This window comes from Marinobacter sp. NSM (assembly GCF_052380025.1).
Classification (GTDB): Bacteria; Pseudomonadota; Gammaproteobacteria; order Pseudomonadales; family Oleiphilaceae; genus Marinobacter.
In genome coordinates, this window is the sequence record NZ_JBQTCK010000001.1 from 170,583 (window position 1) to 192,197 (window position 21,615).

The window sequence follows — 21,615 nt, forward strand, 5'->3', positions numbered from 1 at the left end:
GCCCTTTTTTTGTACCTGAAAACTGCGCATGGTTCAGCGCTGGCGGCGGGGTGGGGGAGTCTTTTCTGCAGGGAAAAGGTGTCTGAGCGAAGCGAGTTGTTTTTCCCGGAAGAAAAGACTCCCCCACCTCGGGGCCAGCTCACTCCGAAACCTGAACCCCAGAGGCAGCCAATTCCAAACGAGAGACATAAAAAAACGCCAGCCCTAAGGCTGGCGTTTTCAGATCAGAGGTAAGCTACCTCAGAAGGTCTCAGGCTACAGAAGCCTCAGACGCCTTCTTGGTGTACTCGTCCATCTGGTCGAAGTTGAGATACTTGTAGATCTCTTTGGACATGCTGTTCAGGTCCTTGGCGTACTCCATGTACTCCGCCGGAGTCGGGAGTTTGCCCAGTACCGCGCCCACAGCTGCCAGTTCCGCAGAGGTCAGGTACACGTTGGCACCATCACCCAGGCGGTTCGGGAAGTTACGGGTAGAGGTGGACAGAACAGTCGACTTCGGCGCTACACGTGCCTGGTTACCCATGCACAGGGAGCAGCCCGGCATTTCGGTGCGAACACCGGCAGTGCCGTAAGTGTTGAAGTAGCCTTCCTCCATCAACTGGGCCTGATCCATCTTGGTGGGCGGAGACATCCACAGACGGGTGCTCAGGGGGCCTTTGTGCTGCTCAAGCAGTTTGCCGGCGGCACGGAAGTGACCGATGTTGGTCATGCAGGAGCCGATGAACACTTCGTCTACCTTGTCGCCAGCCACTTCAGACAGGAACTTGGCATCGTCCGGATCGTTCGGGCAGCAAACGATCGGCTCTTTGATGTCGGCCAGATCGATCTCAACCACGTGAGCGTATTCGGCGTCTTTGTCAGCACGCATCAGCTTCGGATTGGCCAGCCATTCTTCCATCTGCTGGGCACGACGCTCCAGGGTGCGCGGATCGCCGTAACCTTCGGCAATCATCCAGCGCAGCATGGTGATGTTGGAGCGCAGGTACTCGGCAACAGACTCTTCAGACAGGTTGATGGTACAACCGGCTGCAGAGCGCTCAGCGGAAGCGTCAGACAGTTCGAACGCCTGCTCAACGGTCAGGTGCTCCAGACCTTCGATTTCCAGGATACGACCGGAGAATTCGTTGATCTTGCCCTTCTTCTCAACAGTCAGCATGCCTTGCTTGATGCCGTACAGCGGAATGGCGTGTACCAGGTCACGCAGGGTGATGCCCGGCTGCATTTCGCCTTTGAAGCGAACCAGAACCGATTCCGGCATATCCAGCGGCATAACGCCGGTGGCAGCAGCAAACGCAACCAGGCCAGAACCGGCCGGGAAGGAGATGCCCATCGGGAAACGGGTGTGGGAGTCACCGCCAGTACCTACGGTGTCGGGCAGCAGCATGCGGTTCAGCCAGGAGTGGATGATACCGTCGCCCGGACGCAGGGATACACCGCCACGGGTGCGGATGAAGTCCGGCATGGTGTGCTGCATTTCTACGTCTACCGGCTTCGGATAAGCGGCGGTGTGACAGAACGACTGCATCACCAGGTCAGCCTGGAAGCCCAGGCATGCCAGGTCTTTCAGCTCGTCACGGGTCATCGGGCCAGTGGTGTCCTGGGAGCCTACGGTGGTCATGTGTGGCTCACAGTAGGTGCCCGGGCGCACGCCCTGGCCTTCATCCAGACCGCAGGCCTTGCCGACCATCTTCTGGCCCAGGGTGAAGCCCTTGGTGCCGGCTTCTGGATCTTTCGGCAGGCGGAACAGGTCTGTCGGGCCCATGCCCAGTGCGGTACGGGCCTTGGCGGTCAGGCCACGGCCGATGATCAGCGGGATACGGCCGCCAGCCTGAACTTCGTCCAGGATCACGTCAGACTTGAACTTGAACTCGGAGATGGTTTCGCCGGCTTCGTTCAGGATCTTGCCTTCGTATGGGCGGATTTCAATCACGTCGCCCATGTTCATGTTGTCGACCGGTGCTTCGAATACCAGGGCGCCAGCGTCTTCCATGGTGTTGAAGAAGATCGGGGCAACCTTGTTACCGATACACACACCGCCAGCACGCTTGTTCGGTACACCGGGGATGTCTTCGCCGAAGAACCACAGTACGGAGTTGGTGGCAGACTTACGGGAAGAACCGGTACCGACTACGTCACCGACGAAGGCAACCGGCAGGCCGCGGGATTTGATTTCGTCGATCTGGCTCATCGGGCCGGTTACGCCGGGCTCTTCCGGCTTCAGGCCGTCGCGCTCCATCTTGTAAGCGGCGCGGGCGTGCAGCGGGATGTCCGGACGGGACCAGGCATCCGGAGCCGGAGACAGGTCGTCGGTGTTGGTTTCGCCAGTCACCTTGAACACCACCATCTTGGTGCTTTCGGGAACCTTGTTCTTCTTGGTGAACCACTCGGCGTTGGCCCAGGACTCAACCACAGCCTTGGCCACGACGTTGCCGGCGTCCATCTTTTCTTTAACGTCGTTGAAGGCGTCGAACATCAGCAGGGTGTGCTTAAGCTGTTCGCCAGCCAGTTCGGCCAGTTCGCTATCGTCCAGCAGGTCAACCAGAGTGGCGATGTTGTAGCCGCCCTGCATCATGCCCAGCAGCTGGACGGCTTTCTTTTTGTCGATCAGGGGAGACGTTGCTTCACCCTTAACAATCGCGGTCAGGAACGCAGCTTTGACGTAAGCGGCTTCGTCCACGCCCGGTGGTACGCGGTTTTCCAACAGGTCAACCAGGGTGGCTTCTTCGCCGGCCGGCGGGTTTTTCAGCAGCTCGATCAGACCAGCAGTCTGCTCGGGGTTCAGGGGCTTGGGTGGGATACCCAGGGCTTCACGTTCGGCAACGTGTTCACGGTAGGCTTCTAACACGATATGGACCCTCATCAGTTGGAATGTCCCGCGCCGGAGGCAAGCTTGCCTGGCGGGAGGTTTTTTGGCGAAAAGGCCGCAGGAGCCTCTGAATAACGCCTCAAATCACCGATGGGGTTTCAGGATTTATTCAGAGACTCCTTGATCTGGCGCTGCATTCTATAGGAAACCCCTTATAAAGTTAAGTTGGACAGAGGTCGGAGAGATCTGCCAGCTGCGCTATACTGCCGCGCTTGATGAATCAGACTGCTGCTGAAGCCATGAACGACGCCCTGAAAGAGATACACGAATTTTTGCCCTGCCGCACGCCGGAACAGTGGATTGAGAATGCGCTGGCCAACCAGGATGTAATGCTGATTGACCACGCCCACTGTGAGAAGAAAGCGGCCTCCACGGCGCTGAGCCTGATGTACCGCTATGTGGATAACACCGAGCTGCTCAACAAAATGTCCCGCCTCGCACGGGAGGAGTTACGGCATTTTGAGCAGGTGCTGGCGATCATGAAGAAGCGGGGCGTGGTCTATTCGCATCTGTCACCAGCCCGTTACGCTGCAGGCCTGCGTGAAGCCGTTCGCAAGGACGACCCTGGCCGGTTGGTGGATGTGTTGATTGTTGGCGCCATCATCGAGGCGAGGTCGTGCGAGCGTTTTGCCGCCCTGGCACCGCACCTTGATGACAAGCTGGCCGAGTTTTACAACAGTTTGTTGAAATCCGAAGCGCGGCATTACCAGGACTATCTGGCGCTGGCGCAGCAGGCCAACGGCGGGCCGGTTGATGAGCGGGTCGCGGAGTTTATGGCCACTGAACAAAAGCTGATTGAAGAGCCGGATTCGGAGTTCCGGTTTCACAGTGGGCCTCTCGCTTACTGACTCTTTGCCACGGACACTCACAGACGCTCACGGACAAAAGAGTAAACAACATTGTTGTTGTCAGTGTTCTTCCGTGAGTGTCCGTGGCTTAAAAGTTTTTAAAGCTCTCTGCATAGAGTCATCCATCGATCAATCCCCGCACTACGGTATTTCTGCTTGTGCAGGATGAAGTAGAAGTGCCGGTCGAACTGGCGGTGAGGGATGGCCAGGGGCACCAGGCTGCCGCGTTTGAAGGCGTCGGCCAGGACCACCTCTGACAGGCAGCCGATGCCCAGGTTGGCTTCTACTGCGCGCTTGATGGCCTCGGTGTGTTCCAGTTCCAGTAGCACGTTCAGGTCTGGCAGTAGCCCGTGCATGCCCCGTTCGAAGCTCTGGCGGGTGCCGGAGCCCTGTTCCCGGAGAATCCAGGTGGCGGCGCGCAGATCGTCGTCGGTCAGTTCGCCCTTTCCGGCCAGCGGGTGGTCAGGGGAACAGAAGGCCACCAGCCGGTCCTCACGCCAGGGAATCACTTCCAGTTCTGACGCCTGCAGTTCGCCCTCGATCAAACCGATGTCGAGTTCAAAGTCCCGAACCCGTCTTGCAATGGTGCTGGTGTTGGCAACTTCCAGAGAGACTTTCGGGTGGTTTGGCGAGCTCATGTACTCGGCCATCACGCCTACCGCCAGGTAATTGCCGATAGTGAGTGTGGCACCCACTTTCAAAGCGCCGACCTCGGTGTGTTTGCTGAAGGCCTGTTCCAGTTCCCTTGCCTGAGCCAGCAGGGCTTCGGCTTTCGGCCGATACAGCCGGCCCAGCTCGTTCAATTGCAGACGTTTGCCCACCCGGTCAAAAAGCTGGATATCAAACTGGGATTCCAGCTCCTTGAGGGCGCTGCTGGCCGCGGATTGCGACATGGCAAGGGACTCCGCCGCCCGGGTGATGTTCTGGAAATGGGCGGCGGCGAGGAAGACCTCGAGTTGGCGGAAGCTGTACTTCATAATCGATCAGGCCGGATAGATGAAAGAAAATGTCCTGTCTGATCGATACGTTAGCCGGTCACTGCCGCCAACACAACCATGATGGCCGGTTCAGGGGATCATCAGTACCGGGTAGGGGCTGCCGGCTGCCACATGCTCCGTGGTACTGCCGATCATGATCTCCTGAATGGGTGTTGAGCCCCGTTTGCCCATAATGGTCAACAGCGGGCGGGTGTCATGGATGGTTTGCAGAATCTGGTCCACCGGCCGGCCGGTCAGGATATTCCGATGTACGTTGGGGTGCCGCTCTGCCAGTTCATTGATCCGCTGTTCCGTGGCTTCATCAGATTGTTCCGGCTCCTCAGAATGTGCCCATACCACGCGCCCGGTGCGCTGGTTGGCCATGAGCTTTTCAAAGACTGCCTGGGCATTGAACGACGCCTTTGATCCATCGGTGGCCAGCAAAATCTCCTCTTCGGCCGCCGGTGGCTCGTCCTGGACCGGAATGATCAATAGCGGAACTTTGGTCATTCGGGCGAGGTTAAGGGCGGTGTTTCCGAAGAACAGTTCCTTGGCTGCCCGATGGCTGCGGTTGCATGCCACCACACCATCGGCGCTGAGTTTCCTGGCCAGCGCCAGGACTTCCTGGGCAACAAAGCCCTCCGCAACGTGAATGGCGGTTTCTATGCCCGGGCTGCTCTTGAGGTGTTCCCCGATCCTCCGTAACCGCTCTGTAGCCGAGCCCTCGGTGTCGTCCGGATGCAGTCGTTTATGGGTCTGCAGGACATAGGTGAGCGTAATCTTTCGGGTGCCCAGGAGTTTCAGCAAGGCCGGCAGCTGTTCCATCGCTTGTTCCCACTCCCTGGTATAATCCACGGTCAGAATCAGGTGATCGAGCATGGTGTTCTCCCTGGTGGTTGTTTGTTCTGTGACCAATTTCTTTCAGGCTAGTTCAGGAGTAAGCTGAGGACCATGACCCCGATCAGTTTGTCATCAAACTATATCCAAAAAACCGAACACATATATGGGTATTGCCTGTTTTGTCGATTTAAGCTGCCGGGTTAAACTTTACTCATTGAATTCCCATATAACCTGTTTGAAGTCGCAACAACGAGGCTGCCATGAGTAATCTGATGAAAGAAACGGTCACCAGCGTTCACCACTGGAACGATACTCTGTTCAGTTTCAAGACCAGCCGGGACCCGGGGTTCCGTTTCAAGAACGGGCACTTTGTCATGATTGGTCTGGAAACAGACGGCAAGCCGCTGATGCGGGCCTACAGTATCGCCAGCGCCAACTATGAGGAAGAGCTGGAGTTCTTCTCCATTAAAGTGCCGGACGGCCCTCTGACGTCACGACTGCAGAAGATCCAGGTGGGAGATGAGATTCTGGTCAGTCGCAAGCCTACCGGCACTCTGGTGCTGGACAACCTGTTGCCCGGGCGTAATCTCTGGCTGATCAGCACTGGCACCGGGCTTGCGCCGTTCATGAGTATCATCAAAGACCCCGAAGTGTATGAGGCATACGACAAGGTCATCCTGACCCATGGCGTACGGTACGTGTCTGAACTGGCGTACCAGCAAGATATCCAGGACCTGCCGGACAACGAGTTTTTCGGAGACATGGTGCATGGCAAACTGCTGTACTATCCAACGGTCACCCGTGAGGCTTTCCGCAATCAGGGCCGTCTGACTGACGCCATGGAAAGTGGCAAGATCACCCGCGACCTCGGTTTGCCGGATTTTGATGTGGAGCAGGATCGCTTCATGATTTGCGGCAGCCCGAGCATGCTCAAGGACACCTGCAGCATTCTCAATCATATGGGCTTCCGCGAGGCCCGCGGTGGCGATATGGGTCACTACGTTATTGAACGGGCGTTTGTGGAGCAGTAAACCTGCTAAGGCCCTGCTGGCAGCCTACCGCAGCCAGTTGCGAATCTTCAGTGCCAGGCGCTCACCATCGCTGAGCGCCGCTCGCTCCGCCATCAGGTCAGTCAGCACATCCGGGCGGTCGGTAATGATGTTATCGACGCCCATATCCAGAAAGCGTGCCATATCGGATGCTTGATTGACGGTCCATACATGCAGCTCATTGCCCGCCTTGTGGGCCCTGGCGACCGCTGCCGGGGTAGCCCGATTCAGGCGCAGCGCCAGGATATCGTAACGGTCCTGCCACAAAGGCCCGACCACGAACTGTGCCAGCAAGGCGGTTTTCAACCCTGGTTCCAGTTCCTTTGCCAGTTCCAGGGTAGGCCAGTCGGCTGCCGCAATGATGGTCCCTTCCACGGCATGGTTCTTTTGCAGGGTCTGAACAACGGCGGTGGCCAGCGCCTTCTCATTACGATTCGGCTTCAGGTCAACAAACAGGCGGGCCCGGCCATGAACCGCCTTGATTGCCTGTTCCAGTGTCGCAACGCGTTCATGCGCAAAGCGATGATCAAACCATGAGCCGGCATCCAGATGGCGGATGTCTTCATACCGGGCATCGCCAATCCGTCCCGGCTTTCCGAATATCCTCGTCATATCCTGGTCGTGCCAGAGCACTGGTACGCCGTCTGCGGTCAGTTGGACATCAATTTCAACGTAGTCGGCTCCGTCCTCTATCGCCTGGTGTATGGCGCTGAGAGAATTTTCCGGAGCTTTGAAGGCGCTGCCACGGTGGGCCGTTATCGTCGCTTTGTCTTGCTGGTTCAGCGAGTTGACCACTTGAACGCTTTGGGTCAGTACCAGCGCGATAATCACGACCTCGAGCAGCCAAAGCCGGCGCCCGGTTTTGGCATCCTGTCGGGCCGGAGACGTCTGCTGCCATTGCAGCTTGCGCCCGGGTATGGCTTTGTAGCGGGCGACGATGAGGGTGCCCAGTGCCGAGCTGGCCAGGAAGGTAAGCGCAAGACTGACGAGAAGGTAGCTCCCCACCAACAGGATAACCACGGGCAAGAGTATATTGGCTTTCGCTGGCACAACCCTGAACACACTGGCCGCCAGCAAATCAAACACCAGCGCTGCCACGGCCGGCATGGCCAGCACCGCGACAATACCAAGCGACAGGAGGCCGACCGTTTCGCGATGAGTGCCGCAGGTGTCGCGAGCACTCTGTTGAAGGGCTGCCATTGGTGTTTGTTGGTCCAGCATCAGGGCCGGGATGGAAAGAATCCAGCGGAGAAACAGGGTGCCGTTGGCCACCACAATGGCACCCAGCATGACCAGGCAAAAGCCAAGGAACCACCAGAGAATCGGTGGCCGCTCAAGGTTTAGCAGGTAAGGGTCGAAGTTGTTGAGCAACAGATGTGCGGCGAAGCCCATGGCCGCCAGAAATGGCAAGGCAATCAACAAATGCGCCAGGGTCTGAATGATGGCCAGTAGAGCCAGTTGCGGAAAGCGCCGGCCAATCCCCGTCAAGGCACGGATGGCTGCCCTTGATGTGTGATTGCCAGTCTGGGCGGCGATCAAAGTAACCCCGGCCAGTTGGAGGACGATCAGTATTGCTGCAAGTAACAGGGTTACCAGCAGCCAGAGCACGCCGCCCGGCGATGCCAGAAAGTCCAACAGGCCACCGGTTGTGATGGCCCCGTCACCGGTCAGTGGCCTGAGCAGAGACACCGCAGCAGTAATCAACGGTGTGAATACAGCGATGGATAAGCCGGTGAAGGTCAGGTAAAGCGCAAGCAATGACCGATGATGGTGCCGGAACAGGGCCAGACCGTGTTTGAGCAGGGGTAGCACGTTATTCGCCTTCCGGGGTCAGCTGTGTGGCTTTCTCCAGCAGTGCCAGGCGCTCATCGAGGGACAGGAAGGGTTCGTCCTCGGTTGGTTGCAGGCTTCCGAACAGCCTGTCTGGATCGAACGCCCAGTTGCTGCAGCGGGTAGTTAATTCGGTACAGGCGAGCAGGGTGCCGGATTCCCGGAGAAAGTACTTCATGCCGGTGTAGGTGTCGGCCAGCATCAGGTCGCGAGCAGGCTCCGTCGGCTCAGACAGCAGGCTTCGGCCAAGCATGTTCCCGGCCAGGTGGCCGTGGCCCGTAGCATCAAGAATGGTCATCGGGATGTCGAACTGGGCAACAATCCGGTTTTCCGGTGCGAAGTCGCTTAGATCTGGCCGGCCCGGCGAGCGTATGGCCAGCACGCCGAGGTTGCTGTTCAGCGGGAGGGTTTCGTGGTCGTCGCGAACAAAGCCGCCGGATTCATCGGATGTGACAATCACCAGAGTGTTGTCCAGAAGTCTTTCCTGCTCAAGCTGTGTCAGAAAGCGTTCGAGGGAGTTGGCCATGACCACCATGGCCTTTTTGCGAGCCACCTGGGCGGCAGGGAGTCCCGTTGTTTCTTCATCAGGAGATTGTTTGGCCTGCTCGGCTTCCAGTTCCTGCTCGGCTTCTGTTCCGATGTTGAACGGATGGTGGGTACCGACATTCAGTGTTGTGACAAACCAGGGGCCGGGTTGGCTATCCAGTTCATCCAGGCGTTCAGCAATGTCCGGGAAGAACATCGGGTCTGGCGGCCCCCAGCCTTCCTGCTCTTGTTCGTGGGCGAACGCTTCGGCACCGGTGACGCTCTCATAGCCAGCCCGGGGCATGAACTGGTCTTTCTTCATGTATTCGATCGGCGCAGCTTGCCAGTAAGCCGTGGTGTAACCCTGAGCTTTCAGCTTCTCCGGAAGGCAGTCGGGGTTGGCTTTGTCTTCCGCAACGGCCAGCATCTTTTCCGAGGCCCGGTGTAGGTCGGGATAGCGCCCGCATACCAGGGCAAAGGTGCCGCGATCCGTCTGCCGCTCCATGCTCAGTACGTTGTTGTAGACCCTGAAGCCGAAGGCGTCGAAAGTGGCCTCGAGGGTGTTCAGAGACACAATCGGTTGCAGGTTAAGATATTGGCTGACTTTCGGCAGGTAGCCCCCGGACAGCCCCTCGATCATGATTAACAGAACATTGGGTGGCTCGGGATTCTGAAAGTTATTGGTTTGTTGGTGGAAAAAGTTTGTTCGTCTGTCCAGCTGCTCACTGAGCTCAGTGGCTTCATCACCGATAGCCGTGCCAACAGGATTGAGCAACGCACCTGGAACCTGGGCGACAGTGCTGGCCACCACGTTATTAGCGGGTGTCGTGAGGCTCGGAAACGACAGGGTGTAAAGGCCTGTGACCAGGACGGCAGAAGTGAGCAGCAGGACGGGCGCAGGTTCTGTTGCTGGCACCCATTTCCGGTGCAGCCAGTGCAACAGCCAGGCCAACGTGAGGTAGCCCGGGAGGGTTATCAGATAGATGTTAAGCAGGCTGCCGGTAATAAATGTGCTGTCCATACCCTTGCCGGCAGAGGCCAACTGGAAAAGCGTACCATGGGCCGTCAGGTGCATGCCGGCCACATAGAGTGCGACGCCCAGGGCGGCGATCAACAGGGCGCGGACAACGCCAGCCGATAGATGCAGCAATACGGCCAGTAAAAAAGCCCCGGCAATGTCGCCGCCCAGGGTACCGGGCAGGCTCGGGAGTACCCCGCTTTGAATGATCAGCAGTCCGCGAATCACTGCCAGCCAGATCCAGGCAAGGAAGAAAGTGCGTATGAAACACGCTGGAAGAGAAGCCCGGTTCCCTATCATAGGGTTCACTCGTGTCAGTTGCGTTATATGAACAGTATGAGGCAAGAGGCTTGTGCTTCAACCGCTGGAGCTTGCTAAGGTAACGGATCGGATGGCCGGGAAGTTTCTGAAAATTCCTTTTTTATCAGAGCCTTTGTCAGAAAATCATCACTACGGGAAGCGCAGGGGAATGAAAAAAAGTGTCCAAATCGTAATTGCGGGAGCCATCGCGGTGGTGTGCGGCGCGTTTCTCGGCAGTCTGGTGCAGACCCAGTTCAACCTGGGGGCGTTGTCGGCCCTTGGGGCTTCGTTCAGCCTGGTGGATCGCCTCGTTGTCATGGGCCAGGACCTGGTTGGGTTCGCGCCGGTCTATGCGGTGCTGCTGGCCGCGGCATTGGTTCCGGGCTTCCTGATAACTGCGGGACTGCTCCGGTTGTTGGGCTGGCCCTACCGGGATTTCTGGTATGCCCTTGGCGGGGCCCTGGCATTGTGGGCAACGCTGGCGCTGGTTGACGTGTTGGCACCCATGCCGACACTGATCGCGGCAACCCGAACCCTGCCCGGGCTGTTGGCGATGCTGGGGACCGCAGCAGTAGCGGGATGGGTGTTTGCGCAACTGACAGGCAAGATGACCATGACCGTGGCCCGTCATGGCCTGATCGCACCGTTCCTGGTGTTGGCCGGCGTGGGCGTTCCGGAGCCGGCATTGGCCCAGGAGGCGGCCGATTATCGGATAGACGTGGTCGCTGAAGGACTTGATCACCCGTGGTCGCTGGCGTTCCTGCCAGGGGGTGATTTTCTGGTGACCGAGCGCGGTGGAGAACTGAAAAAGGTATCGCCGGATGGGCATCAGGTGCAGGTGTCGGGTGTCCCTGACGTATTCGCTTCGGGCCAGGCCGGATTGTTTGATGTGGTACTCGAGCCCGGGTTTGATGGCAGGGCGGGGGATGATCGCCGTCGTGGTGTGTTCCTCGCCTATGCCTGTGGCACGGTTCGGGAAAACCATCTGTGCGTCGCCCGTGGCCAGCTTGTCGGAAGCGAACTGCTGCAAGTGCGGGAAATCTTCAGGGCCAGGCCGGGTAAATATGGTGATGCTCATTACGGTGGGCGCATGGCCTGGCTGGCCGACGGCACCTTGTTGGTAACCCTGGGGGATGGCTTCGATTTTCGGGAAGAAGCACAGAAACTGTCCAGCCATCTGGGCACCATCGTGCGGTTAAACCCGGACGGTTCCATTCCGGCGGATAATCCGTTCGTACGGGTGGACGGCGCTCTGCCGGAGATCTTCAGCCTGGGGCATCGAAATGTTCAGGGGCTGGTCTACGATGCCGGTAACGACCGGGTCATCGCACACGAACACGGCCCCCGTGGCGGTGACGAGATCAACCTGATCCAGGCCGGGCGTAATTACGGCTGGCCGTTGGCCACCGATGGCCGTGACTATACCGGTGCCATGGTAACGCCATTCAAACGATACGACGGTACCGAGCAACCCCTGTGGTCATGGACGCCGTCCATCGCACCTTCGGGCCTGGCATTGTATGACGGCCACCAGTTCCCCCACTGGCAGGGCAACCTGTTTGTCGGCGCCCTGGCCAATGAGAGTGTGCATCGGATTGTTCTCCGGGAGGGTCGGGTTGTTGAAAGCGAGCGCCTGTTTTCTGAGCTTGGTGAGCGTATCCGCGATGTGCGGCAAGGGCCCGACGGCGCACTGTATCTCTTGACCGACTCAGCCGATGGGCGGTTGCTGAGAGTGTCTGGCCAGGTGCCGGAGCAGGCACAGGCCATGACGTTGACGGCCGAAGAGCTGGCTTGGGTTGGAGAGCGGATTTTCCGAAACGAATGTGCCGGGCGGCATGAATGCCTGGTGCACTGGAATGAGGGCGAAGCGTTTCCTTCGTTGGGGATTGGCCACTTTATCTGGTATCCGGAGGGCGAAAGCGGACGTTTTACCGAGAGTTTCCCGGCGCTTCTGGACTTTATGGTTGATCGCGGTGTGCAGCTTCCCGGCTGGCTGGAAGACGCCCGCACCCAGGGTGCGCCTTGGCCAGACCGTGCCGGTTTTCTCAGTAGTTCGAGTGCAACCGATGAGGTAAATGCGCTGCGGGCACTCCTGTATGAAACCCGCGGTTATCAGGTGCGCTTTATTCAGGAGCGCGCCGCCCGCTCCCTGGAAACCGTGGTTAATGCCGCGCCCGAAGCGCAGCGGTCGGTTATTCGGGAGCGCTTGTGGCAGCTTGGGCAAACGCCCGGTGGTGTCTACGCGTTGATGGACTACGTCAACTTCAAGGGCGAAGGGCTTTCAGAAACGGAGCGCTATGAGGGCGAAGGTTGGGGGTTGTTGCAGGTCTTGCAGGCTATGGATACGAGCCCGGGGCTTCGCCCGCTGAATCGCTTTCGGGAGGCTGCGGGCCGGGTGCTTACCCGGCGCGCCGAGCTGGCAGAGCAGGCCATAGAGCGGGAACGCTGGTTGCCGGGTTGGCTGCGCCGTCTGGAAACCTATCGCGAGCCCACCGCCGGATAAGGCCGGAGGAAGGGGCTACCCCCGCGGCGTCAAGGCTGCAGGGGCTGCTTTTTCAGCTCAGCTTCCTTGCCGGGCTGTACTTCCAGCCACCAAAGGTGGCTATGCCAGTCACCGAGCACAATACGGCGTGCTGGTTTGCCGTTGGCTTCCAGCTCGTGCACTGCCGGGCGATGGGTGTGGCCATGAATCATCAACTGAACGCCGTGGGCTTCAAGCTCTTTGACCACTTCCTCTGGCGTCACATCCATGATGTCTTCCGCCTTGCCCTGGTTCTTGGCCATCGACAGCGCCCGTAATTGCTTTGCCATTTGCTGGCGGTCCTCCAGGGGGCGAGCCAGCATCATCTTCTGCAGTTGCGGGTTGCGCATGTTGGTGCGGAATTTCTGGTATTCCACATCGGCCGTGCACAGGCTGTCGCCGTGCAGGAGCAGAGTAGGCGTTCCATACAGGTCGATCACCGTCGGGTCGTCCAGCAGGGTGGCGCCGGCCCGGTGGCAGAAGTCTTCGCCGATCAGGAAGTCCCGGTTGCCATGCATCAGGAAGATGGCCGTCCCGCTGTCACTGAGTTGCTTCAGGGCGGCGGCAATCTGCTCCTGAAGCGGTGTGCGCTCGTCGTCACCAATCCAGGCCTCAAAAAAATCGCCCAGAATGTAGAGCTGCTCAACCCCTGCTGCCTTCTCTCGCAGAAACGTCAGGAACGCGTCCGTAATATCCGGGCGCGACTCCTCAAGGTGCAGATCCGAGATAAACAGCGTGGTCACGCGTCCTCCAGAACCTCAGCCTTTTCGATGATGACGTCCTCAAATGGCACGTCCTGATGGCCGGCGCGCATGGTGGTGCGAACGGCGCGGATGTTGTTCACGGTCTCCATGCCGTCAACCACTTTGCCGAACACACAGTAGCCCCAGCCCTCGGCATTCTTGGCGGTGTGGTCCAGGAATCCGTTGTTCTCCACGTTGATGAAGAACTGGGCCGTAGCTGAGTGCGGGTCCATGGTGCGGGCCATGGCAATGGTGCCGACCATGTTGCTAAGGCCGTTGTCGGCTTCGTTCTGGATGGGCTCACGGGTTTTGCGCGGGGTCATGCCTGGCTCAAAGCCGCCGCCCTGAACCATGAAGTTGCTGATTACCCGGTGAAAGATCAGGCCATCGTAAAAACCGTCGCGAACATACTGCTCAAAGTTCTTTGCGGTTTCCGGGGCTTTTTCGTAGTCCAGTTCCAGTTTGATATCACCGTGGTTGGTCTGCAGCAGAATCATCAGGTCGTCCTGTTAAATAGGGGTTGTGGGTCTGAAGGTTGCATTGTACTCAAGAGTTTCGTCCTGTGCATGAGTCCGGCAACGATTTGTGAGTATAATAGGCGGTTTAAGGGAGCCTGCACCGTGCTCCCCGGATCCATTCCCTGTTGACAGAGATTGTATGAGCGCCGAGTCGAAGAAAGCCCACAATTTTATTCAGAGCCTGATCGAAGACGCCATCGCCAAGGGTGAGCACACTGGCAAGGTCGTTACCCGTTTTCCCCCGGAGCCCAACGGCTATCTGCACGTTGGTCACGCCAAGTCGATCTGCTTGAACTTTGGTATTGCGCAAACCTTCGGTGGCGAGTGTAACCTTCGCTTTGACGACACCAACCCGGAAAAGGAAAGTCAGGAATACATCGATGCCATCAAGCAGGACGTCGAGTGGCTGGGCTACGAGTGGGCGGACGACGTACGTTACGCCTCAGATTACTTTGACCAGCTGTACGCCTTTGCCGAGGAGTTGATCGAAAAAGGCAAGGCCTATGTGTGTGCACTGAATGCTGAGCAGATGGCTGAATACCGTGGTTCCCTGAAGGAGCCCGGCAAGAACAGCCCATACCGGGACCGCCCGGTGGAAGAAAGCCTGCGGTTGTTCCGTGACATGCGCGACGGTAAGTTCCAGAACGGCGAGTTGGTGTTGCGGGCCAAGATCGATATGGCCTCCCCGAACATCAACCTGCGGGACCCGATTCTTTACCGCATTCGCTACGCCGACCATCACCAGACCGGAAGCAAGTGGTGCATCTACCCGATGTACGACTTCACCCACCCGATTTCTGATGCCTTGGAGGGGATTACTCACTCCCTGTGTACGCTCGAATTCGAAGACCACCGGCCCCTGTATGACTGGGTGCTGGATAACATCACCGTTCCGTGCCATCCGCGCCAGATTGAGTTTGCGCGGCTGAACCTGAATTACACCATCACCAGCAAACGCAAGCTGAAGCGCCTGGTGGACGAGCATGTGGTAGACGGATGGAACGATCCGCGCATGCCGACCATTTCCGGCATGCGCCGCCGTGGTTACACACCGGAATCCATTCGCAGCTTCTGCGACATGATCGGTGTTAACAAAGCTGGTGGTACCGTGGATGTGGGCATGCTGGAGTATGCCATCCGGGAAGACCTGAACGACCGTGCACCTCGCGCCATGTGCGTCATGCGCCCGCTAAAAGTGACTCTCACCAACTACCCGGCTGATCAGATCGAAACCCTGACCTTGCCAGTGCACCCTCAGAAGCCGGAGATGGGCGAGCGGGACGTCACCTGGAGTCACACCCTGTACATCGACCGGGAAGACTTCGAGGTGGAGCCTCCGCGTAAGTGGAAACGGCTGGCGCCGGAGCAGGCGGTGCGTCTGCGCGGCGGTTACGTGATGACCTGTAAAGAGGTGGTGCGCGATGCCAGCGGTGAGATCGTGGAACTCAAATGCGAGTACGACCCGAACACCTTGGGTGTGAACCCGGAAGGTTACAAGCCTAACGGCGTGATCCACTGGGTATCGGCCAATGACAGCGTCGAGACCGACATCAACCTGTATGACCGTCTGTTCAACCACGAAAGCCCGGACAGTGACAAGGAAGGTGACTTCCTGGATCACCTGAACCCGGAGTCCCTGGTGGTGCTGAAGGGTGCGCGGGTTGAGAAAAGCCTGGCCGAGCCAAGGAACGATTTACCGTATCAGTTCGAGCGCGAGGGCTATTTCTTCTGTGATCAGGAGCTGACAGCCAAGGCCGGCAAGCCGGTGTTCAACCGGACCGTTACACTTCGGGATTCCTGGGGCAAGGGAGGCAAGTAATGCGTATCTACAATACGCTGACGCAGCAGAAGGAAGCGTTCAAGACCATCGAGCCGGGCAAGGTACGCATGTACGTGTGTGGCATGACGGTCTACGATTACTGCCACCTGGGCCACGCTCGGGTCTTGGTTGCCTTCGATGTGGTTACCCGTTACCTGCGCCACCGTGGCTATGACGTGACTTATGTGCGCAATGTCACCGACATCGACGACAAGATCCTGCGCCGGGCGGATGAAAACGGCGAGGTCTACACCGACCTGACCGATCGCATGATTCACGCCATGCACGAAGATGAAGCACGCCTGGGCGTGCTGGCTCCGAGCGATGAGCCGCGGGCTACCGCCTACATTGATGACATCATTGCGATGATCCAGACGCTGATTGCGGGCAACCATGCTTACGCGGCTGATAACGGTGACGTGTATTTCGCGGTGGATTCCTTCCCGGACTACGGCAAGCTGAGCAAGAAAAAACTCGAAGACCTGGTGGCCGGTGCCCGGGTGGATGTACAGGAAGCCAAGCGTAGTCCTGCGGATTTTGCCTTGTGGAAGGCCGCCAAGCCTGGCGAAGTGAGCTGGCAGTCTCCCTGGGGTGATGGCCGGCCGGGCTGGCATATCGAGTGCTCGGCCATGTCCACCAAGTGCCTGGGCGACACCTTCGATATCCACGGTGGCGGGCCAGACCTGCTGTTCCCGCACCATGAGAACGAAATTGCCCAGTCAGAGTGCGCCACTGGCCACAAGTTCGTCCATACCTGGATGCACGCCGGCGCCATTCGGGTGAATAAAGAAAAAATGTCCAAGTCTTTGGGCAACTTCTTTACCATCCGGGAAATCCTGGAAAAGTATCCGGCGGAAGTGGTGCGCTACTTCCTGGTCTCCAGCCATTACCGTAGCCAGGTAGACTATTCCGAGGAAAGCCTTGCTGAGGCAGGGCGCACACTGACCAAGCTGTATCACGCCCTGCGTGGCATTACTCCGGCCAAGGATAGTGATGTGCCGGAAACCGACCACGATCGCCGGTTCGCCGAAGTGATGGACGACGATTTCAATACCGCCGGTGCCATCGCGGTTTTGCATGCCGTGGCCAACGACATCAATCATCACCGCCGTGAAGGCGATGAAGAGCAGGCCAAACGCAGCGCAGCCATACTGGTTCGTCTGGGTGGCGTGCTGGGGCTGCTTCAGCAAGACCCGGAAGCTTTCTTTCAGGCCGATACCGGTAGTGAGCTGACGGCTGAAGATATTGAGGCCATGATTCAGGCCCGCGCCGATGCCCGCAAAGCCAAAGATTTTGCTGGGGCCGATCGTATCCGGGATGAGCTTCTCAAAAAGGGTATTATTCTGGACGACAGTCGCGAAGGCACCACCTGGCGCCGGGCCTGACTCGCACCATTACACCTACAGCCGCATTGTGCTGTATGGGAATGACCTTGTAGGGAATTTCACGTACAATGCGGCGCTCAAATCAGAATGCCCCGCGCCCGTGGCGCTAGAAGGGGAGTCGGGAACTACAAACCCATTGAGGCAAGCAACGATGACAGAACGCGTTCAAGTTGGCGGCATCCAGATCGCCAAGAATCTGTACGATTTCGTAAATAACGAAGCGATCCCGGGCACCGGTGTTGACGCTGACAAATTCTGGGCCGAGTTTGACAAGATTGTGAACGAACTGGCTCCGCGCAACCGCGAATTGCTGGCCAAGCGTGATGCCCTTCAGGAAAAGATGGATGCCTGGAACCGTGACCACAAGGGCCAGAAGCTGGACATGGCCGAGTACAAGGCGTTCCTGAAAGAGATCGGTTACCTGGTCGATGAGCCCGCCGATTTCAAAATCTCTACTGCCAATGTAGATCCGGAAATCGCCACCATGGCCGGCCCGCAGCTGGTTGTGCCGGTGATGAATGCCCGTTTCGCCCTGAACGCTGCCAATGCGCGCTGGGGTAGCCTGTACGATGCCCTCTACGGCACCGATGCTATTTCTGAGGAAGATGGTGCTGAGAAAGGCCGCGGTTACAACCCGGTTCGTGGTGCCAAGGTTATCGAGTGGGCCCGCAACCTGCTGGATGGCTCTGCGCCCCTGGTGGCCGGCAGCCACAAGGATGCCGCCAAATACTACATCGACGGCGGCAAGCTGGCGGTGAAACTGCAGAATGGTGAAGTCACCGGCCTGAAAGACGAGTCCGGCTTTGTTGGTTACACCGGTGCTGCTGATGCCCCCACTGGCGTTCTGCTGGTGAAGAATGGCATGCACTTCGAAATCCAGATCGATGCCAGCCATCCGATCGGCAAAGACGACGGTGCCAACGTCAAAGACGTGCTGATGGAATCGGCCCTGACCACCATCATGGACTGTGAAGACTCCGTTGCAGCGGTAGACGCAGACGACAAGGTAGTAGCCTACAAGAACTGGCTCGGCCTGATGAAAGGTGACCTGGAAGAGTCCTTCGAGAAGGGCGGCCAGATGATGACTCGCCGCATGAACGGCGACCGCACCTACACCGGAGCTGATGGCAGCGAACTGACCCTGAAGGGTCGCAGCCTGCTGTTCGTTCGTAATGTTGGCCACCTGATGACCAACCCGGCCATCCTGCTGAAAGACGGCAGCGAAATTCCGGAAGGCCTGATGGACGGTCTGGTCACTTCCCTGATCGCCATTCACGATCTGAAGGCTGATGGCAAGTTCCAGAACAGCACCAAGGGCTCTGTTTACATTGTTAAGCCCAAACAGCACGGTCCGGAAGAGGTGGCGTTCACCAACGAATTCTTCGGCCGCGTTGAAGATGCTCTCGGCCTGCCACGCTTTACCCTGAAGGTGGGTATCATGGATGAAGAGCGTCGCACTACGGTGAACCTGAAAGCCTGTATCCACGCTGCCAAAGATCGCACCGTGTTCATTAACACCGGCTTCCTGGACCGCACCGGTGACGAGATTCACACCTCCATGGAGTTGGGTCCGTTCATCCGTAAGGGCCCCATGAAGCTGGCTACCTGGATCAACGCCTACGAGCAGTGGAACGTCGACATTGGCCTGGAAGCAGGTCTGTCTGGTGTTGCCCAGATCGGTAAAGGTATGTGGGCCATGCCTGACCTGATGGCCGGCATGCTGGAAGCCAAGATCGGCCATCCGAAGTCTGGCGCCAACACCGCCTGGGTTCCGTCGCCGACAGCCGCTACCCTGCATGCTACCCACTATCATCAGGTAAACGTGTTTGATGTGCAGAAAGAGCTGGCCAACCGTCAGCGTGCATCTCTGGACGACATCCTGACGGTTCCGGTGATGGACGATCCGTCTTCCCTGAGCGCGGAAGACATCCAGCAGGAACTGGACAACAATGCCCAGGGTATCCTTGGCTACGTTGTGCGCTGGATCGACCAGGGCGTGGGCTGTTCCAAGGTACCGGATATCAACGATGTGGGCCTGATGGAAGACCGCGCGACCCTGCGTATCTCCTCACAGTTGCTGTGCAATTGGCTGTACCACGGTATCTGCTCTGAAGAGCAGATCATGGAAACCATGAAGCGTATGGCTGCCGTAGTAGACAAGCAGAATGCCGGCGATGCCGCGTATCGCAACATGGCCCCGAACTTCGATGACAGCATCGCCTTCCAGGCAGCTGTGGATCTGGTTCTGAAAGGCCGCGAGCAGCCGGCTGGTTACACTGAGCCGCTTCTGCACGCCTACCGCCAGAAGGCTAAGGCCAAGTACGGGCAATAATCTGCTCCGTGTTCAAAAAAACCCGCTTCGGCGGGTTTTTTTGGTCAGGGGTCTGTCCCCGCATGGGGACTGACCCATCTTGGACCCATGGGCTCGAGCTTGAGGGTGGGGGCAGGTAAAAGGGGGTCAGTCCCCTTTGGGGACAGACCCTTGGGAGTCTGGCCCATCTTGGACCCAAGGGCTCGAGCTTTGGCATTGGGGTCTGTCCCCGAATGGGGACTGACCCTATTTAGATCCATGGGCTCGAGCTGTGGCTGGGGTCTGTCCCCGAATGGGGACTGACCCTTTTTAGATCCATGGGCTCGAGCTGTGGCTGGGGTCTGTCCCCGCATGGGGACTGACCCTTTTTAGATTCATGGGCTCGAGCTGTGGGGCAGGGGCGGGCAAAAGGGGGTCAGTCCCCGTTCGGGGACTGACCCTTGTGAAGCACATCCGCAGCGTAAAGGGTGTTCTCCAGCAGGGTGGCGATGGTCATGGGGCCGACGCCGCCGGGTACCGGGGTGATGTAGGCGGCGCGGTCGGCGGCTGCGGCGAAGTCTACGTCGCCGCAGAGTTTGCCGTCGTCCATGCGGTTGATGCCTACATCAATCACCGTGGCGCCGGGTTTTACCCACTCGCCTTTGATAATGCCGGGCTTGCCGACTGCGGCAATCAGGATGTCTGCCTCACCCACAAACTTCTCCAGATTGCCTGTGAATCGGTGGCATACGGTGGTGGTGGCGCCTTTCAGCAGTAATTCCATGCTCATGGGGCGACCCACGATGTTTGAGGCGCCCACAATCACCGCGTGCTGACCTTTGTAGGGTGTGCCTATGGAGTCGAGCAGGGTGATCACGCCGGCCGGCGTACAAGGGCGCAGGCAGGGCTTGCGCTGCATCAGGCGGCCGATGTTGTAGGGGTGAAACCCGTCCACGTCTTTATCCGGGCGAATCTTTACCAGAATCGGGTCGGCGTCCAGGTGTGAGGGCAGGGGGAGCTGAACCAGGATGCCATCTACGGCGGGGTTTTCGTTCAACTCATCAATCAGCCCTTCCAAAGCTTCCTGAGAGGTGTCTTCGGGCAGGTCATAGGACAGCGACAGAATGCCCGCTTCATCGCAGGCTTTGCGTTTATTGCCTACATACACGTGGGAGGCGGGGTCGTTGCCCACCAGAACCACTGCCAGGCCGGGTGCTCGCAGCCCTTTGTCTTTCCGGGCCTGTACGCCCGCAGCAACCTGTTGTCGAACCCGGGCAGCGATCTCTTTTCCGTTAATCAGTTTGGCGCTCATGTTTCCGTCTTGTCGGTTGGGCATGAATAGTGAAGAAGTGGAGGGCCGTCATTGTCTCATGCTTCGGCATCTACGCCAATGCGCTGAACAGGGACTCAGGCAAAGCTCCTTGGGGAACTTTTTGTGCCCGCCCGGGTCTTCTTAGGCAACGTTATCTCTATGATTTTTGAAATCGTTGTTGACGGATGCCTCAGCCGCCGGTAATATGCGCGCCAACTTTGCTGAGGCACTTGTTGTTCAGTCGAAACGGGGTATAGCGCAGTCTGGTAGCGCGCCTGCTTTGGGAGCAGGATGTCGGGAGTTCGAATCTCTCTACCCCGACCATTTTCTGGATATTCAGGTGGGCGAACGGTCAAGCGCCCGTAGCTCAGCTGGATAGAGCATCCGCCTTCTAAGCGGATGGTCGCAGGTTCGAGTCCTGCCGGGCGCGCCATCAAGCCGTGAGTCCGGACCGGATCGCCAAACCAGCAAAGTTGAAGCAAGTAGCAGTGAGTGCCAAAGGCACCTCCCTGATGTGGTGGACGTAGCTCAGTTGGTAGAGCTCAGGATTGTGACTCCTGCGGTCGAGGGTTCGAACCCCTTCGTCCACCCCACTTTTCCCCTTGTTTGTTTTTCTGCCTGTCTGTACGGCGTTTGGTCGTTTCGGTACAGTGCCAGATACGCGAGAGTGGCGGAATTGGTAGACGCACTGGATTTAGGTTCCAGCGGGGCAACCCGTGAGAGTTCGAGTCTCTCCTCTCGCACCACCCTTTCTTTTTTCGGTAATGCCCCCGT

At 58.3% G+C, this 21,615-nt stretch carries 14 protein-coding genes and 4 tRNA genes; 10 read left to right on the top strand and 8 right to left on the bottom strand.

Features of this window, described 5'->3' with window-relative positions; translation table 11 throughout:
- Positions 1-250: 250 nt before the first annotated feature.
- Entirely contained in the window at positions 251-2,845 is a 2,595-nt protein-coding gene (locus ACTZWX_RS00835) for a bifunctional aconitate hydratase 2/2-methylisocitrate dehydratase (RefSeq protein ID WP_444712833.1), read from the bottom strand.
- Positions 2,846-3,105: 260 nt separating this feature from the next.
- Here ACTZWX_RS00835 and ACTZWX_RS00840 point away from each other — a divergent pair, with 260 nt between their 5' ends.
- On the top strand, positions 3,106-3,714 hold the full coding sequence (locus tag ACTZWX_RS00840) for a tRNA-(ms[2]io[6]A)-hydroxylase (RefSeq protein ID WP_444712834.1): 609 nt from the start codon (positions 3,106-3,108) through the stop codon (positions 3,712-3,714).
- 98 nt (positions 3,715-3,812) lie between these two features.
- Here the strand turns inward: ACTZWX_RS00840 and ACTZWX_RS00845 are convergent, their stop codons facing one another.
- Complete coding sequence (locus ACTZWX_RS00845; protein ID WP_444712344.1) at positions 3,813-4,691, bottom strand: LysR family transcriptional regulator; 879 nt, start codon at positions 4,689-4,691, stop codon at positions 3,813-3,815.
- Positions 4,692-4,781: 90 nt separating this feature from the next.
- Positions 4,782-5,570, bottom strand: a complete 789-nt coding sequence (locus ACTZWX_RS00850) for a universal stress protein (RefSeq protein WP_444712345.1) — start codon at positions 5,568-5,570, stop codon at positions 4,782-4,784.
- Positions 5,571-5,791: 221 nt separating this feature from the next.
- On the opposite strand from ACTZWX_RS00850, the gene ACTZWX_RS00855 reads away from it, so the two are divergent.
- Positions 5,792-6,562, top strand: a complete 771-nt coding sequence (locus ACTZWX_RS00855) for a ferredoxin--NADP reductase (RefSeq protein ID WP_444712346.1) — start codon at positions 5,792-5,794, stop codon at positions 6,560-6,562.
- A 24-nt stretch (positions 6,563-6,586) separates the two neighbouring features.
- On the opposite strand, the gene ACTZWX_RS00860 is transcribed toward ACTZWX_RS00855, so the two are convergent.
- Together ACTZWX_RS00860 and ACTZWX_RS00865 are read right to left on the bottom strand one after the other, a co-directional pair.
- Positions 6,587-8,392, bottom strand: coding sequence for a glycerophosphodiester phosphodiesterase (locus ACTZWX_RS00860; protein WP_444712347.1), 1,806 nt, complete (start codon positions 8,390-8,392; stop codon positions 6,587-6,589).
- Between the two features lies 1 nt (position 8,393).
- Positions 8,394-10,181: an LTA synthase family protein gene (locus ACTZWX_RS00865; protein ID WP_444712348.1), complete on the bottom strand. Its 1,788-nt coding sequence runs from the start codon at positions 10,179-10,181 to the stop codon at positions 8,394-8,396.
- Positions 10,182-10,422: 241 nt separating this feature from the next.
- On the opposite strand from ACTZWX_RS00865, the gene ACTZWX_RS00870 reads away from it, so the two are divergent.
- On the top strand, positions 10,423-12,756 hold the full coding sequence (locus tag ACTZWX_RS00870) for a PQQ-dependent sugar dehydrogenase (protein WP_444712349.1): 2,334 nt from the start codon (positions 10,423-10,425) through the stop codon (positions 12,754-12,756).
- Between the two features lie 29 nt (positions 12,757-12,785).
- Here ACTZWX_RS00870 and lpxH read toward each other — a convergent pair whose 3' ends face one another.
- Both lpxH and ACTZWX_RS00880 read right to left on the bottom strand, forming a co-directional pair.
- A complete protein-coding gene (lpxH, locus tag ACTZWX_RS00875) occupies positions 12,786-13,517 on the bottom strand; it encodes a UDP-2,3-diacylglucosamine diphosphatase (RefSeq protein ID WP_444712350.1) in 732 nt (243 codons plus the stop codon).
- Positions 13,514-14,014 carry a peptidylprolyl isomerase gene (locus tag ACTZWX_RS00880; RefSeq protein ID WP_072677569.1) on the bottom strand — a complete coding sequence of 167 codons (501 nt, stop codon included), beginning with the start codon at positions 14,012-14,014 and terminating at the stop codon, positions 13,514-13,516. The genes lpxH and ACTZWX_RS00880 overlap by 4 nt, the downstream gene beginning before the upstream one ends.
- A 160-nt stretch (positions 14,015-14,174) precedes the next feature.
- Here ACTZWX_RS00880 and ACTZWX_RS00885 point away from each other — a divergent pair, with 160 nt between their 5' ends.
- The 3 genes from ACTZWX_RS00885 to ACTZWX_RS00895 all read left to right on the top strand — a co-directional run bounded on the left by ACTZWX_RS00885 (position 14,175) and on the right by ACTZWX_RS00895 (position 19,571).
- Positions 14,175-15,854 carry a glutamine--tRNA ligase/YqeY domain fusion protein gene (locus ACTZWX_RS00885; RefSeq protein ID WP_444712351.1) on the top strand — a complete coding sequence of 560 codons (1,680 nt, stop codon included), beginning with the start codon at positions 14,175-14,177 and terminating at the stop codon, positions 15,852-15,854.
- Positions 15,854-17,239, top strand: a complete 1,386-nt coding sequence (cysS, locus tag ACTZWX_RS00890; RefSeq protein WP_444712352.1) for a cysteine--tRNA ligase — start codon at positions 15,854-15,856, stop codon at positions 17,237-17,239. Before ACTZWX_RS00885 ends, cysS begins: the two co-directional genes overlap by 1 nt.
- 151 nt (positions 17,240-17,390) lie before the next feature.
- Positions 17,391-19,571, top strand: coding sequence for a malate synthase G (locus tag ACTZWX_RS00895; RefSeq protein ID WP_444712353.1), 2,181 nt, complete (start codon positions 17,391-17,393; stop codon positions 19,569-19,571).
- Positions 19,572-19,965: 394 nt separating this feature from the next.
- Here the strand turns inward: ACTZWX_RS00895 and folD are convergent, their stop codons facing one another.
- Positions 19,966-20,841 carry a bifunctional methylenetetrahydrofolate dehydrogenase/methenyltetrahydrofolate cyclohydrolase FolD gene (folD, locus tag ACTZWX_RS00900; RefSeq protein WP_342632296.1) on the bottom strand — a complete coding sequence of 292 codons (876 nt, stop codon included), beginning with the start codon at positions 20,839-20,841 and terminating at the stop codon, positions 19,966-19,968.
- Positions 20,842-21,088: 247 nt separating this feature from the next.
- Here folD and ACTZWX_RS00905 point away from each other — a divergent pair.
- The 4 genes from ACTZWX_RS00905 to ACTZWX_RS00920 all read left to right on the top strand — a co-directional run bounded on the left by ACTZWX_RS00905 (position 21,089) and on the right by ACTZWX_RS00920 (position 21,587).
- Positions 21,089-21,165 (top strand) — tRNA-Pro (locus tag ACTZWX_RS00905).
- A 32-nt stretch (positions 21,166-21,197) separates the two neighbouring features.
- Positions 21,198-21,274 (top strand) — tRNA-Arg (locus ACTZWX_RS00910).
- Between the two features lie 84 nt (positions 21,275-21,358).
- Positions 21,359-21,434, top strand: a tRNA-His gene (locus tag ACTZWX_RS00915).
- A gap of 68 nt (positions 21,435-21,502) precedes the next feature.
- Positions 21,503-21,587, top strand: a tRNA-Leu gene (locus ACTZWX_RS00920).
- Positions 21,588-21,615 lie beyond the last annotated feature (28 nt).

Coding starts and splice junctions, on each gene's coding strand:
- ACTZWX_RS00840 (WP_444712834.1), top strand. CDS start 3,106: ATGAACGACGCCCTGAAAGAGATACACGAATTTTTGCCCTGCCGCACG.
- ACTZWX_RS00845 (WP_444712344.1), bottom strand. CDS start 4,691: ATGAAGTACAGCTTCCGCCAACTCGAGGTCTTCCTCGCCGCCGCCCAT.
- ACTZWX_RS00850 (WP_444712345.1), bottom strand. CDS start 5,570: ATGCTCGATCACCTGATTCTGACCGTGGATTATACCAGGGAGTGGGAA.
- ACTZWX_RS00855 (WP_444712346.1), top strand. CDS start 5,792: ATGAGTAATCTGATGAAAGAAACGGTCACCAGCGTTCACCACTGGAAC.
- ACTZWX_RS00870 (WP_444712349.1), top strand. CDS start 10,423: ATGAAAAAAAGTGTCCAAATCGTAATTGCGGGAGCCATCGCGGTGGTG.
- ACTZWX_RS00880 (WP_072677569.1), bottom strand. CDS start 14,014: ATGATTCTGCTGCAGACCAACCACGGTGATATCAAACTGGAACTGGAC.
- ACTZWX_RS00885 (WP_444712351.1), top strand. CDS start 14,175: ATGAGCGCCGAGTCGAAGAAAGCCCACAATTTTATTCAGAGCCTGATC.
- cysS (WP_444712352.1), top strand. CDS start 15,854: ATGCGTATCTACAATACGCTGACGCAGCAGAAGGAAGCGTTCAAGACC.
- ACTZWX_RS00895 (WP_444712353.1), top strand. CDS start 17,391: ATGACAGAACGCGTTCAAGTTGGCGGCATCCAGATCGCCAAGAATCTG.
- folD (WP_342632296.1), bottom strand. CDS start 20,841: ATGAGCGCCAAACTGATTAACGGAAAAGAGATCGCTGCCCGGGTTCGA.